Source organism: Shinella sp. 20P9.1.1, assembly GCF_057798995.1.
Window position 1 is genome coordinate 249,157 of record NZ_JBYOLC010000007.1, and the last position, 13,278, is coordinate 262,434.

9 protein-coding genes and 1 other RNA gene are annotated in these 13,278 nt (G+C 64.1%); 5 read left to right on the forward strand and 5 right to left on the reverse strand.

From position 1 onward, the window contains the following. The first annotated feature begins 128 nt into the window (after nt 1–128). The 4 genes from AC27VQ_RS14660 (at nt 129) to AC27VQ_RS14675 (ending at nt 9,835) form a co-directional block, all read left to right on the forward strand. On the forward strand, nt 129–1,316 hold the full coding sequence (locus tag AC27VQ_RS14660; protein ID WP_421593552.1) for an efflux RND transporter periplasmic adaptor subunit: 1,188 nt from the start codon (nt 129–131) through the stop codon (nt 1,314–1,316). After that, on the forward strand, nt 1,316–4,489 hold the full coding sequence (locus tag AC27VQ_RS14665) for an efflux RND transporter permease subunit (RefSeq protein ID WP_488716834.1): 3,174 nt from the start codon (nt 1,316–1,318) through the stop codon (nt 4,487–4,489). Before AC27VQ_RS14660 ends, AC27VQ_RS14665 begins: the two co-directional genes overlap by 1 nt. Nucleotides 4,490–4,582: 93 nt before the next feature. After that, the gene (locus tag AC27VQ_RS14670) at nt 4,583–5,995 is read left to right on the forward strand and encodes an FAD-binding oxidoreductase (protein ID WP_488716835.1); all 1,413 of its coding nucleotides are present in this window, start codon (nt 4,583–4,585) and stop codon (nt 5,993–5,995) included. A 51-nt stretch (nt 5,996–6,046) separates the two neighbouring features. Further along, nucleotides 6,047–9,835, forward strand: a complete 3,789-nt coding sequence (locus tag AC27VQ_RS14675; RefSeq protein WP_488716836.1) for an AsmA family protein — start codon at nt 6,047–6,049, stop codon at nt 9,833–9,835. On the opposite strand, the gene AC27VQ_RS14680 is transcribed toward AC27VQ_RS14675, so the two are convergent. The 5 genes from AC27VQ_RS14680 to AC27VQ_RS14700 form a co-directional block, all read right to left on the reverse strand. Next, complete coding sequence (locus AC27VQ_RS14680) at nt 9,828–10,058, reverse strand: ribbon-helix-helix domain-containing protein (RefSeq protein WP_488716837.1); 231 nt, start codon at nt 10,056–10,058, stop codon at nt 9,828–9,830. The genes AC27VQ_RS14675 and AC27VQ_RS14680 overlap by 8 nt on opposite strands. 68 nt (nt 10,059–10,126) lie before the next feature. Then, on the reverse strand, nt 10,127–10,333 hold the full coding sequence (locus AC27VQ_RS14685; RefSeq protein ID WP_488716838.1) for a DUF4169 family protein: 207 nt from the start codon (nt 10,331–10,333) through the stop codon (nt 10,127–10,129). Between the two features lie 8 nt (nt 10,334–10,341). Continuing rightward, nucleotides 10,342–10,860: an SspB family protein gene (locus AC27VQ_RS14690; protein ID WP_313527166.1), complete on the reverse strand. Its 519-nt coding sequence runs from the start codon at nt 10,858–10,860 to the stop codon at nt 10,342–10,344. Between the two features lie 111 nt (nt 10,861–10,971). Further along, nucleotides 10,972–11,333, reverse strand: a transfer-messenger RNA (tmRNA) gene (gene ssrA / locus AC27VQ_RS14695). Nucleotides 11,334–11,359: 26 nt separating this feature from the next. Continuing rightward, the gene (locus tag AC27VQ_RS14700; RefSeq protein WP_488716839.1) at nt 11,360–12,688 is read right to left on the reverse strand and encodes a putative bifunctional diguanylate cyclase/phosphodiesterase; all 1,329 of its coding nucleotides are present in this window, start codon (nt 12,686–12,688) and stop codon (nt 11,360–11,362) included. Between the two features lie 218 nt (nt 12,689–12,906). On the opposite strand from AC27VQ_RS14700, the gene AC27VQ_RS14705 reads away from it, so the two are divergent. Then, nucleotides 12,907–13,218, forward strand: a complete 312-nt coding sequence (locus tag AC27VQ_RS14705; RefSeq protein ID WP_488716840.1) for a DUF2853 family protein — start codon at nt 12,907–12,909, stop codon at nt 13,216–13,218. Nucleotides 13,219–13,278 lie beyond the last annotated feature (60 nt).

Sequence of the window (13,278 nt, forward strand, 5' to 3'; positions counted from 1 at the left end):
CCGAAGCCTCAATCTTACAATTCCGTAATGATCCGATTCTTTCATTGCCGGTTCATTTCCAAAACGGGATACTTGCCCTATGTCGCACTGCAAAACGTGACGGTTCGCTTCCATCGGAGAGAGAGTGCATGCGGGTTTGGAAACAGCTCCTTATCGGCCTTGGCGTCATTGCGGCCGGGGTTTTGCTCTGGGGCCGCTTCGCGCCCGGCGCAAACGGGATGCTGACGGCTGCCGGCCTGCCGGCGCCGCTTGTCGCGGCCATCGCGCCGGCCTCTGAGGAGAAGGCGGACGGCGGGAGCCAGGCCAATGGGCAGGGCGGCGGCCGTCGCGGCGGCTTCGGCGGCGGGCCGACGCTCGTCGTCACCAAGCCGGTCGCCATGGCCACCGTCAACGATCGCCTGAACGCCATCGGCGACGGCGAGGCGATCCGCACCGTGACGGTCACGCCCTATGCCACCGGCAATCTCACCGAAGTCCTCGTCGAATCCGGCACGCGGGTGGAGCAGGGGGCTGTCATCGCCCGGCTTGACAGCGACGAGCAGAAGATCGCCGCCGATCAGGCGCGCGTCACCGTCGAAGCCGCCCAGCAGAAGCTGAAACGCCTGGAAAATCTCCGTTCCTCCACCAGCACGGCCGATCTGCAGGATGCGCAGACCGCGTTGAAGGCCGCCGAACTGGCCCTGCGCAATGCCGAACTGACGCTGCGTCGCCGCGATATCACCGCACCCTATGGCGGCGTGGTCGGCATCATCTCCGTCAATCCGGGCGACTATGTCACGACGTCGACGGCGATTGCCCGCATCGACGACCGCTCGGAAATCCTCGTCGACTACTGGGTGCCGGAGCGGTTTGCCACCAGCATCAAGGTCGGCGGCGAGGTGAGTGCGACGGCGGTCGCGCGGCCGGGCGACGTTTTCACAGGAACGGTGCAGGCGATCGACAACCGCATCGACCAGGAAAGCCGCACGCTGCGCGTCCGCGCCCGCATCGCCAATCCCGAAGACGTGCTGCGCGCCGGCATGTCCTTCCAGGTGGCCATGCACTTTGCCGGCGATCTCTATCCGAGCGTCGATCCGCTTTCGCTCCAATGGAGCGCCGACGGTTCCTATATCTGGCGCGTGAAGGGCGATAAGGCGGAACGCGTGCCGGTCCATATCGTGCAGCGCAATCCCGATAAGGTGCTGGTCAAGGCTGAGCTTGCCGAGGGAGATGCCGTCGTCACCGAGGGCGTGCAGACGCTGCGGCCGGGCGGGGCTGTGCGCACGGCGCAAGAGCGCGGCATCAAGGAAAAACCTGCCGTCGCGGAGGGCACGTGATGTCGGGCGAGGCGAGCGGAATGAACGATGGCGGCAAGGCGGGTTTTACCGCGCTTTTCATTCGCCGGCCGATTCTCTCTCTCGTGCTCAACACGCTGATCATCATCGCCGGCCTTGCCGCCTTCACGGGCGTCGAAATCCGCGAATTGCCCTCCGTCGACCAGCCGGTCATCAGCGTCACCACCGATTTCGACGGCGCGTCGCCGGAAACCATCGACCGCGAGCTGACCGATGTCATCGAGGGTGGCGTTTCGCGCGTGCAGGGCATCAAGAAAATCTCTTCCGTCTCGTCCTTCGGCCGCAGCCGCGTGACGCTGGAGTTTTCCGACACCACGGATATCAACCAGGCCGCCAACGACGTGCGCGATGCGCTCGGCCGCGTGACGAACCAGCTGCCCGACGATGCCGACGACCCGCGCGTGGTGAAGGCCGATGCGGATAGCCAGCCGATCATGCGGCTTGCGCTGACCTCCGACACGCTGTCGCTCGAAGACCTGACGCTGCTGGCCGAAAACGAGATCACCGACCGGCTTGCCTCCGTCGAGGGCGTCGCCGACGTGGCGGTCTATGGCGATCAGGAGAAGATTTTCCGCGTCGATGTCGATCAGGCGAAACTTGCGGCGCGTGGGCTGACGGTGGCCGACCTGCGCAACGCGCTGGCGACCGCCGCCTTCGACGTGCCGGCCGGTTCGCTGAAGAGCCAGAGCCAGGATATCACGGTGCGTGCCACGGCCGACCTGACCAAGCCGTCCGACTTCGAAAACCTCATCCTGAAAAACCACGTGCGCCTCGGCGACGTCGCCATGGTCACGCTCGGCCCGGACGAGGGCTCGACGGCGCTGCGTTCCAACGGACGGCAGGGCATCGGCCTCGGCATCATCCGCCAGGCACAGTCCAACACGCTCGACATCTCCGCCGGCGTGAAGCAGATGGTCGCGCAGTTCGGCACGATCCTGCCCGAGGGTACCCAGATCAAGATCACCAGCGACGACGCCGTCTTCATCGATGGTGCCATCCATGAGGTGGAGATCGCGCTTGTCGTCGCCGTCCTGATCGTGACGCTCGTCATCTATCTCTTCCTGCTCGACTGGCGCGCGACGCTCATTCCGACGATCAGCATGCCGATCGCGCTGATCGGCACCATCGCGGCGATCTATATGGCGGGCTTCTCCGTCAACATCCTGACGCTGCTTGCCATCGTGCTGGCGACCGGCCTCGTGGTGGACGATGCCATCGTGGTGCTGGAAAACATCGTGCGCCGCCGGGCCGAGGGCCTGAAGCCGCGCGCCGCCGCCATTTTGGGCACGCTGGAAGTGTTCTTCGCGGTCATCGCAACGACGGCCACACTTGCCGCCGTCTTCGTGCCGCTCTCCTTCCTGCCGGGGCAGGCGGGCCGGCTCTTCCGCGAATTCGGCTTCGTGCTCGCCTTCGCCATCCTGCTGTCCTCCTTCGTGGCGCTGACGCTCTGCCCAATGCTCGCGTCGCGCATGCTGACGAAGGACATGACGCATGAACATACCGGCATCCTCGCCCGCATCGGCGGAGCCGCGTCGCGCTTCTACCGTGCGTCGCTCAAGGCCTGCCTCGGCGCGCCCTTCATCGTCTTCATCGTCGCTCTGCTGTTCACGGCGGCGGGCGCCACCTCGTTCTTCACCATCAAATCCGAGCTGACGCCGACCGAAGACCGCTCGATGGTGATGCTGCGCATCAATGCGCCGCAGGGCGTGTCGCTCGAATATGCGCAGGACCAGATGAAGATGATCGAGGACAAGCTGCGCCCGCTCTATGACGGCGGCGAGATCGTCAACATCTTCTCCATTTCGGGGCAGGGCGGTTCGACGAACAGCGGCTTCATGGTGCTGACGCTGGCGCCCTGGAGCGAGCGCGAGCGCTCGCAGCAGCAGATCGTGCAGGATATCAACAAGGCCGTCGCCGACGTGCCCTCGGTACGCGCCTTCGCGCAGCAGCCGAACAGTCTCGGCATTCGCGGCGCTGGCAACGGGTTGCAGGTGGCGCTTGTCGGCAACGACTATACCAAACTCGGCAATGCGGCGGCGGAGCTGGTGCGCAAGATCGAGGACAGCGGCCGCTTCCAGAACGTGCGCCTCAACTACGAGGCCAACCAGGCGCAGCTTTCCGTGACCGTCGACCGCGAGCGCGCGGCCGATCTCGGCATCGACATTACAGGCCTTTCCGCCGCCTTGCAGGCGATGCTGGAGGGCACGAGCGTCGTCGATATCTATGTCGACGGGCAGTCCTACCCGGTCAAACTGTCCTCCACCACGACTCCCATCAACGACCCGATGGACCTCGAAAACATCTTCCTCAAGACCGGCGACGGCAAGATCGTGCCGATGTCGTCCATCGCGACCCTGGAAGAAAAGGCCGTTGCGCCGCAGCTTTCACGTGAGCAGCAGTTGCGCGCCGTCTCGCTCTCCGCCGGCCTCAAGGACGGCTTGGCGTTGGGTGATGCGCTCACCATGGTCGAGGAGATGGCGCAGCCCCTGCTGCCGGAGGGCTCGCGCCTGATGCCGATGGCGGAAGCGGCCTCGTTGCAGGAGAATTCGAGCGGCCTCGTCATCACCTTCGGCTTCGCCATCGCCATCATCTTCCTTGTGCTTTCGGCACAGTTCGAAAGTTTCGTCAGCGCCGTCATCATCATGGTGACGGTGCCGCTGGGGCTTGCCTGCGCCGTCTTCGCAATGATCCTGACCGGCACGACGCTCAACATCTACAGCCAGATCGGCCTCGTGCTGCTTGTCGGTATCATGGCGAAGAACGGCATTCTCATCGTCGAATTCGCCAACCAGCTGCGCGATCAGGGGCAGGATATCCGCAGCGCGATCGAGAATGCCGCCAACATCCGCCTGCGTCCGGTGCTGATGACGATGATCGCCACAGTCGTCGGCGCGGTGCCGCTGGTGCTGGCAAGTGGGGCGGGTGCCGAAGCGCGCATCTCGCTCGGTTGGGTTCTGGTCGGTGGCCTTGGCCTTGCGACGGTCGTGACGCTTTATCTGACGCCGGTCGCCTATCTCGTCATCGCCCGCTTCACCAGCCCGCATGCCGATGAGGAGCGCCGTCTTGCCGCCGAGCTCCAGCATGCCGAGATGCTGGCGCGCACGCGCGAGAAAGAGCAGCCGAAAGAAGAGGTCTTGCCGCAGGCGGCGGAGTGATCGCTGCCGGAAATGCAGGGCATGACCGGATATTGCGGCTGGACAGCCGGGCGTCAATTTGCTGAGTAAACCTCAGAGAGTGAGGACCTTACCATGGCATTGGCGGATATCAGGACGGGCCAGCGCAACGAGGCGGGGATCGCCGCAGCGATAACCCGGCTTTCGGCGCGTTTCGGCACGCGGTTGCAGACCGGCGAGGCGATCCGCACGCAGCACGCCCACACCACCACCTATATTCCCGCGCAGCTTCCCGATGCCGTCGTCTTCGTGGAGAATGCCGAGGAGGTGAAGGCGGTCGTTGGGCTGTGCGCGGAGCTGAAGGTGCCTGTCATTCCCTTCGGCACGGGCTCTTCGCTGGAAGGGCAAGTCAATGCGCCCTTCGGCGGCATCTCGATCGATTTTAACGCTATGAAGCGCGTCCTCGAAGTGAATGCCGAGGATCTCGACTGCACCGTCGAACCCGGCATCACCCGCGAGGAGCTGAACGTCTACCTTCGCGATACCGGCCTGTTCTTCCCTATCGATCCCGGCGCCAATGCCTCGATCGGCGGTATGGCCTCGACGCGCGCTTCGGGCACAAACGCCGTGCGCTACGGCACGATGAAGGACAACGTACTGGCCGTGACCGCCGTTACGGCGACCGGCGAGGAGATCCGCACCGCCCGGCGGGCGCGCAAATCCTCGGCCGGTTACGACCTTACGCGCCTTCTCGTCGGGGCGGAGGGCACGCTTGGCGTTCTGACCTCCGTGACCCTGCGCCTGCAAGGCATCCCCGCCGTCATCGCCGGCGGCATCTGCGGTTTTCCGACGCTGAAGGATGCCAGCAATGCCGTGATCATGACCATCCAGCTTGGCATTCCCGTCGCCCGCATCGAACTGCTCAACACCTTACAGATCAAGGCCTGCAACGCCTATTCCGGTCTCGATCTGCCGGAGCAGCCGACGCTGTTCGTGGAGTTCCACGGCACGGAGGAGAGCGTGCGCCTGCAATCGGAAGAATTCGGCGCCATCGCCGCCGAATGCGGCGGCGGCGAATTCCACTGGAGTGCCGATGCCGAGGAGCGGGCAAAGCTCTGGAAGGCCCGGCACAATGTCTATTGGGCCTCGAAGGCGCTGCGTCCCGGTTATGAGGCGATTGCGACCGATGTCTGCGTGCCGATCTCGCGCCTGGCCGATTGCGTGGCCGAGACCGAGCGCGACATCGAGGAGCATGGTCTTCTCGCTCCAATCGTCGGCCATGCCGGCGACGGCAATTTCCATGTCTGCGTGGTCTTCGACGACAAGGACCCGGCTCATGTCGAAAAGGTCGAGGCCTTCGTCGGTCGCCTCAACGCCCGCGCGCTCTCCATGGACGGCACCTGCACGGGCGAACACGGCATCGGGCAGGGCAAGCAGGCTTTCCTGCCGACGGAGCTTGGCGGCGCGGTCACCCTGATGAGGCAGATCAAGCAGGCGCTCGATCCCGACAACATTCTCAACCCCGGCAAGATTTTTTCGACTTTGTAGCGGCAGTTCGCGTTATCCTGACGCGGTGGATTGGAATTCGAGGCATGCGGCGTGCTTTCTAGGATCATGCTTATCGGTGGCGGCCTTGTGGTCGTGGCGCTCTTCGTGGCGCTGCTGGCGCCGCTCTTCGTCGATTGGACGAATTTCCGGCAGGATTTCGAACGCGAGGCGAGCCGCATCATGGGCCGCCCCGTCACCGTGCACGGTAGTGTCGATGCCCGCCTCATCCCGTTCCCATCCGTGACGCTGAACGACGTGCGCGTCGGCTCGCCGGAGGATGGCAAGCCGCTGGTCGAGGTCGCGCGTTTCTCGATGGATGCGGAGCTGGCGCCGTTCCTCTCAGGCGAGGCGCTGATCTTCGACATGCGCATCGAGGAGCCCAAGGCCCGCATCAAGCTCTTCCAGGACGGCACACTCGACTGGGCGCGGGGCCGCAAGTCGGATATCCCCGCCCGCACGGTCATCCTCGAAAATGTCGCCATCACCGGCGGTGACATCGAATTCGTCGACGAGCAGACGGGCCGCACGCGCCATGTCTCCGGGCTCGACGCGCAGATTTCGGCGAAAACGCTGGCCGGTCCCTGGCGCATCGATGGGCGCGGTGCGCTCGATGGGGAAAGCGGGGCTTTCCAGCTGTCGAGCGGGCAGGTGGAGAATGGCGCGCTGTCCATGCGCGCCCGCATAGTGCCCGATAATCTTGCCTTCACCGCCGATCTCGATGGGGCATTGAAGATCGTCGATTTCCGTCCGCAATATCAGGGCGGTTTCACCGTTTCCGAAAAGCCGCGCGCCAAGGGCGAGGTGGTAAGCGATCCGATCCGCGTCGCCGGCAAGTTCGAGCTTTCCAACGAGCGCGTGCGTATTCCCGAATACCGACTGGAAGCGGGGCCTGCCGCCGACCCCTATGTGGTGACGGGCGAGGCGACGCTGGATACCGGCCGTGCGCCGGAATTCCTGTTGATTGCCGATGGCCAGCAGATCGATGTCTCGCGCATCGGCAACAGCGGGGAGACCGGAAAGACTGGCCGAGACCCGCAGCTTTCCGCCCGCCAGCGGCTTCAGGCGCTGCTGGCGATCGCCGCGGATATTCCGATCCCGCAGGTGCCGGGCCGCGCCAGTCTGTTCCTGCCCGCCGTCGTGGTGGGCGATACCACGGTGCGCGAAATCCGCCTCGACGTGAAGCCTGACGGAGACGGCTGGCGTATCGACCGGGCGGATGCGCAGCTGCCGGGCCGCACCGCGCTGGAGGCGAAGGGGCGGCTGACATTGCGCGAAAACCGCAGCTTCGTCGGCAATCTGCTGGTCGCGTCCAACCAGCCGTCTGGCCTCGCCACCTGGCTTGCCGGCTCCGTCGATCCGGAAATCCGCAAGCTGAAGACCGCGGGCTTTTCCGCCGACGTGAACCTGACGGACGAATTGCAGCGCTTCGAGAGCCTGGAAATCGCCATTGGCGGTGCGTCGCTGAACGGCCGGCTGGAGCGCGAATCCCGCTCCGATGCCGCGCCGACCCTGTCGCTGGAACTGCGCGGTAACGACGTGCAGCTGGACTCGCTGCAGGCTTTGACCGGTCTCGTCGCCGGCGATGCCTCGCTCGGCACGCTGGCGGACCATGCGATGGCGCTGGATATCAAGGTGGATCGCTTCACCGCCTTCGGCGAAAGCGCCAGCGGCGTCAATGCGGCGCTATCGATGAAGGACGGACTGCTGACGCTGAGCCATCTCGATATCGCCTCACTGGAGGGCGCGACGCTGTCGGCAAGCGGCACGCTGGGCGGAACATTGCTGGCACCGAGCGCCGGCATCGACGTGAAGCTGAAGGCGGAAGCCATGCGGCCGGTCGCCGATCTCCTGGCGCGCCACCTGCCGGCCCATCCGCTTCTCAGCCGCTTCGTCGCCAATGCCGGCTATTATGACAATGCCGACCTGTCGATCCGGGCGACCATGGCGGAGGACAAGCCGGCGACGCTGACCGTCACCGGCCCCGTCAATGAGGGGCGTCTGGAACTGAACGTTTCGGCGAAAACGCCGGCCGATCTCCTGGCCGGCAGCCGCTTCGAGCTGGAGGGCAGCCTGTTCAACCCGCAATCCGTCGTGCTCGCCGGGCAGATCGGGCTTGATCCACTGCCCTTCGATGCCGAGCCTGATGGCAGCGCCACAATCCGCGTGACGCAGCCGGAGGAGGGACCGGCGACGGTGTCTGCGTCTTTCAACGCCGGTAGTACGACGATTTCCGCGAAGGGCACCGCCATGCTGGCCGCGAACGGATTCCTCGACGGTACGCTCGCCGTGACCGCCAAGAGCGACGATATCGAACCCTATCTGATGATGAACGGCATCGCCGTGCCGCAGGCCGGCACCGGCTTGCCGATCTCTTTGCAGGCCTCGGTCACGACCAGTCCCGAAGCCATCGCCATCACGGAGATCACAGGCAAGGCCGATCGCAACGCGTTTTCCGGCAGTCTGACCTTCGATCGCGCGGCGACCGTGCTCAAGGGCACGGGCGCGCTGCGCTTCGATACGGTCGATTTTGCCTTCCTCGCCGAGGCCGTCGCTGGCCCGGTGCAGGATGTTGTCGAAGGTGGGCTCAACACCGCGCCGCTGGTGCAGCCGCTTCAGGATGCCGCCGATGTCTCCGTTGCGCTGTCGGCCGGTTCCTTCTGGCCGGGGCTTTATGACGCGGTCGAGGATTTCAAGGGCAATCTCCAGTGGAAGGGCGGCGAACTGACGCTCGACGACATGGAGGGCGACTGGCTGGGCGGACGGCTTTCGGGTCGCCTCAAGGTGGCCAATGCCGATGAGAACGGGCTCTTCGAGGCGCGCGCCCGGCTGACGGGCGCCGATCTCTCGAAGATCGCCTGGGCTGGCCAGCAAGGTGCTGTCGCCACCGGCAAGGCGGATGTGACGCTGGCCGTCGATGCCTCCGGCAAGAGCGTCCGGACCATGGTCGAGGGCGCGAGCGGTTCCGGCGAGGTGCATGTTTCGGACCTGACCCTGCGCGGGCTCGATACCGGGGCGCTGCCGGCGCTGCTGGCGGAAGGTGACCGCATCGAAGGGGATGTCACGCCGGAACGGGTCGCAGGTTTTGCCGCCGATGCCATTCTCCAGAAGGAAGCAGCCCTCGGTGACGTGCGCATTCCCTTCGCGCTGGCCGGTGGCAAGTTGCGCGTGCAGAGCTTGACGGCCGAGGATGCCGGGGCAGCGCTGACCGGCGATGCCGATGTCGATCTTGCCGGCGACACCATGACGGCGCGCCTTGCCGTCAGCTACAAGGCGGGCGAGGAGGCGCTGGCGGGGGCCGAGCCGGAAGTGGTGCTCGGCTATCGCGGGCTTGTCGAGGCGCCCGGTTTCGAGATGGACGTGCAGCCTCTGGCCAATTTCCTGTCGCTGCGCCGCTTCGAGACGGAGCGCCGGCGCGTCGAGACCTTGCAGGCCAATGTGCTGGAAAAGCAGCGCCTGCGCCGTGAGGCCGCCCTTTATCGCTCCCGTGCGGAGGCGCGGGCAGCCCTTGCCGAGGCGGCGCGCCTGCAAGCGGAGGAAGAGGCACGCCGCCGGGCGGAAGCGCTTGAGCGACTGGAACAGGAGCGCTCCACGCGTGCCGCTGCCGAGGAGGCCGAACGCGTGCGCCGCAAGGCGGCGGATGACGCGCGGCGTCTCAAGGAAGCCGAGCAGGAGGCGCGCCGGCTTGCCGAGCAGCGGGCGGCTGAGGAAGCGCGCAAGGCTGAGGACGAGGCGAAGCAGCGCCGTCTCGTCTCGCCCGGAGAGGGTGTCGAGCGCGGCGAGGATCTGCCGCCGGTCGATGGCGGCCAGCTGAATTTCAACGGCCTGCCGGGTGTCAACTAACCGGGCTGTCGGCCAACCGTTCCTTCAGCCATTGCAGTACATAGAGCCGCAGCGCCGAGGACAGATTGTCATCCACGGCGCGCGTATCGTCGATTTCGCGGATGAGGGCGGCCAGCGGCAGCGCCCGCCCGTCGGCGATATCCTTGAGCATGTCGTGAAAGGCCGGCTCCAGCGAAAAGCTCGTGCGGTGGCCATGAAGGGTCGTGGAATATTTGCGGATCATGCCTTGTGCATCGATTCAAGGGTTTGGGAGATCGATTCCGGTTTTCCCGGTAAAGGCTTGAAAAGCTTTCAGTCCTTCGTCTCGTCGGGCCGCTCTGATTGCTCGAGACGGCCCTGATCGAGGGTCTTTTCCGCTTTCTCGTTGAGGGCGCGCGTCAGCGTCTTCTCGGCCTTCGTCCGACCGAAAGTGAGCCGGTTCTGCTCGGCCTGCTTTTCCTTGTCGGAGCGGGCTTTCTGCTTGCGGAACTGGCGAAGATTGACGATGTCGCCGCTCATCGAAGAACTCAGTTCTTCTTGCGGAAGGAATCGAGCGAGACGACCGAGCCGCCCTTGTTGTCGTCGCCACCGGTCGGGGGCGTCGGCTCTTCGCCCGCATCCTCGGCCTTTTCCGGCGAAGCGGGATAGGCGGTGATCTCGGCGGAGTGTTCTTCCTCCTCCTCGACGGCCGGCACGTCGAATTCCAGTTCGAAGCTCACCGAAGGGTCGTAGAAGCCGCGGATGGCATTGAATGGGATGACCAGCTTTTCCGGCGTATCGGAGAAGGAGAGGCCGATCTCGAACAGGCTCTCGGTGACCTTGAGGTCCCAGAACTGGTGCTGCACGACGATCGTCATCTGCTCGGCATATTTCGCCTTGAGGTGCTGCGAGATGCGCACGCCGGGGGCGTTGGTCAGGAAGGTGATGAAGAAATGGTGCTCACCGGGGAGGTGCCCTGTGACCGCGACTTCGGACAAAACCTTGCGAATGACGCTGCGCAGCGCGTCCTGGGCGAGAATGTCGTAGCGAATGTGGTCTTGCGCCATCCGTTCCTGTCTTTCTTCCTGCTGCCTTTATATCAGGCATTGCGTCTCATCTCATGCGGTCGGGCACGAGTCATCTGGCACAGCTATAGACCATTTCAAGGGATTGGAGAAGGTGAAGGCTTCTGTTGCCAGGTGCCTTCGGACCCCGCCTGCCGGTGCGACCCGTCAGGACTTTGAGTGAAGTGTCACACCGCGATTAAGCAGCGAGACGAGCTTCCGCATAGTTGTCGTTTGCAACTACAAGTTTAGCCCGATAACGGTGGTACAATGCCGAGCAAAAAGTCGATCTTTACGCCCTTGTCGATCCTATTTCGCCCCCATCAAAAGCCGGTCCGTCAAGGGTTGACCGGTTTTTGGTGGAGGCGCCGGGTACCGCCCCCGGGTCCAATGGGTTTATTACACCGCCCGTTTATTGCCATAGCTGCCGAAGCAGCACGTCACATATAGGCATTCCCGGCGCGCAAGAAAAGGGTTTTGTGACGGGATTTCCGATTTACCTTCAGGCGGTTTCGGCAAGCGGCGGGGCTTCATTGGCCCAGCGGCTCTGGAATTCGGCAAGCGGGACGGGCCGGCCGAAATAATAGCCTTGGAAAACGGTGCAGCCGAAGGACTGGAGAAGCAGCAATTGCTCCTTCGTTTCGATGCCTTCCGCGACGACGGAAAATTCCAGCATGCGGGCGATGTCGAAGATGCTTTTGAGCAGGATCCGGTTGCGCTTGCTCTGGGGCGCATCCTGCACGAAGGAGCGGTCGATCTTGATCTCGTGGATCGGCAATTGCCGCAGGTGGCTCAGCGAGGAATAGCCGGTGCCGAAATCGTCGAGCGAGAGGATGATGCCCGCGGCACGCAGCGCCCGCATCTTCTCCACGATGACATCGACGTCGTCGACCATCATGCTCTCGGTGAGTTCCAGCTTGAGCCGGGTCGGATCGAGCTCGCGGGCCGCGATGCGGGCCATCAGGGTTTCGATGAAGTCGGCCTTCATGAACTGGTCGACGCTGACATTGACCGACAGTTTCAGATGGCGCGTCGCCGCGTCCTGCTGCCAGAAGGCGAGGGTGCGGCAAGCCTCGCCCAGCACCCAGTCGCCCAGCGCCGGCATCAGGCCGGCCTCTTCCGCGGCGGGAATGAATTCGGCCGGCGAAATATGGCCGCCGCCCGGCCGCTTACGACGCAGCAGCGCTTCGGCGCCGGACACTTTGCCGGCTTCATCGACTTGCGGCTGGTAAAACAGCTCGAATTCCCGGTTGGTGAGCGCGGCCTTGATATCGCGCGCCTGATCGAAGTTGTGCGCGAATTTCAGCTGCATCACATAGATGCCGCCACAGAGCAGAGCGACGGCGATGATCGTATTCACCCACGTGCCGAAGGTGCGAAATTCGTCCGCTATCGGCTGGGTCACCGGGGCGGTGAAATTAGTGCTCGAGAAGACAATGAAGGACCCGAGGCACAGCACGATGACGGCCAGCTGGAGGCGCGAGCGCTCGCGCTGGTAGTTGATATAGCCGAGCAGCGCCAGGACCAGCAGGAAGATATGCGTGACGCGCGGCGCCACGGCATTCGGCACGTCAAAGACGAGGCAGAAGACCAGGATGATGAAGAAGAAGGATATCTGCGAGAACAGCAGGGCCGCCGAAAGCTGACGGCGATGCGCCAGGAGAAAGCTCATGAGGGAGACGGCGATTACCGCGACGTCGATGCCGACAAGGGCCCAGGCTTGCCGGGAGGCAAAGAAGATGCCCCAGCCGAGCGCCATCACCGCAACGGCCAGAGAGGCTACGCCATAGGCAAGCCAGAATCTCTGCGAATGGTCTTCCGTCTGTCGCACCTGCCGATACCGTCGTTATCAGCGGCATGCCTGTTGCAGGCCGCAGCACACACCTCTACGTGGTATTTCTTCAGAAATTGCAAAAATACCGGTGCAAATCCTATGGGAGCCTGACATCGCCTATTATCGCTTGACTTGCCTCGAGCACGGGAAAACCATGGCCGTGCGTCAGGCTCGCCATGATGGCGGCACGCATGTTGATCGTAGAGGGAGACAGCATGACCGATTATCTCGCAGATGTCCGCAAATATGACAGCGGTGCCGACGAGGCCGTCGTCAAGAAGATCGTGAGCCATCTCGGCATCGCGTTGCGCAACCGCGACTCGTCGCTGGTCTCCTGCTCCGACCCCGCGGAACTCGACCGCGTCAAAGAGAAGTGGTGCGGCAAGAAGTTCGGTATCACGGGCGACGCCGCCGACAAGGCGGTCGAGGCCGTTTGCAAGGCGATGGCCGACGACCGCACGAAATCGCGCGTCACCTTCTACTATCTCACGGCCAAGGAACTCGGGAAACTCGACGCGCTGGCCTGAGACAGGCCGGGCCTCAAGACAACGGAGCCTTGGGGAAAACGGGGAAATCCCATTTCGTCC

What these genes read in the sequence shown, in the direction of transcription:
- AC27VQ_RS14660 (WP_421593552.1), top strand. Translation starts at nt 129, where the DNA reads ATGCGGGTTTGGAAACAGCTCCTTATCGGCCTTGGCGTCATTGCGGCC.
- AC27VQ_RS14665 (WP_488716834.1), top strand. Translation starts at nt 1,316, where the DNA reads ATGTCGGGCGAGGCGAGCGGAATGAACGATGGCGGCAAGGCGGGTTTT.
- AC27VQ_RS14670 (WP_488716835.1), top strand. Translation starts at nt 4,583, where the DNA reads ATGGCATTGGCGGATATCAGGACGGGCCAGCGCAACGAGGCGGGGATC.
- AC27VQ_RS14680 (WP_488716837.1), bottom strand. Translation starts at nt 10,058, where the DNA reads ATGATCCGCAAATATTCCACGACCCTTCATGGCCACCGCACGAGCTTT.
- AC27VQ_RS14685 (WP_488716838.1), bottom strand. Translation starts at nt 10,333, where the DNA reads ATGAGCGGCGACATCGTCAATCTTCGCCAGTTCCGCAAGCAGAAAGCC.
- AC27VQ_RS14690 (WP_313527166.1), bottom strand. Translation starts at nt 10,860, where the DNA reads ATGGCGCAAGACCACATTCGCTACGACATTCTCGCCCAGGACGCGCTG.
- AC27VQ_RS14705 (WP_488716840.1), top strand. Translation starts at nt 12,907, where the DNA reads ATGACCGATTATCTCGCAGATGTCCGCAAATATGACAGCGGTGCCGAC.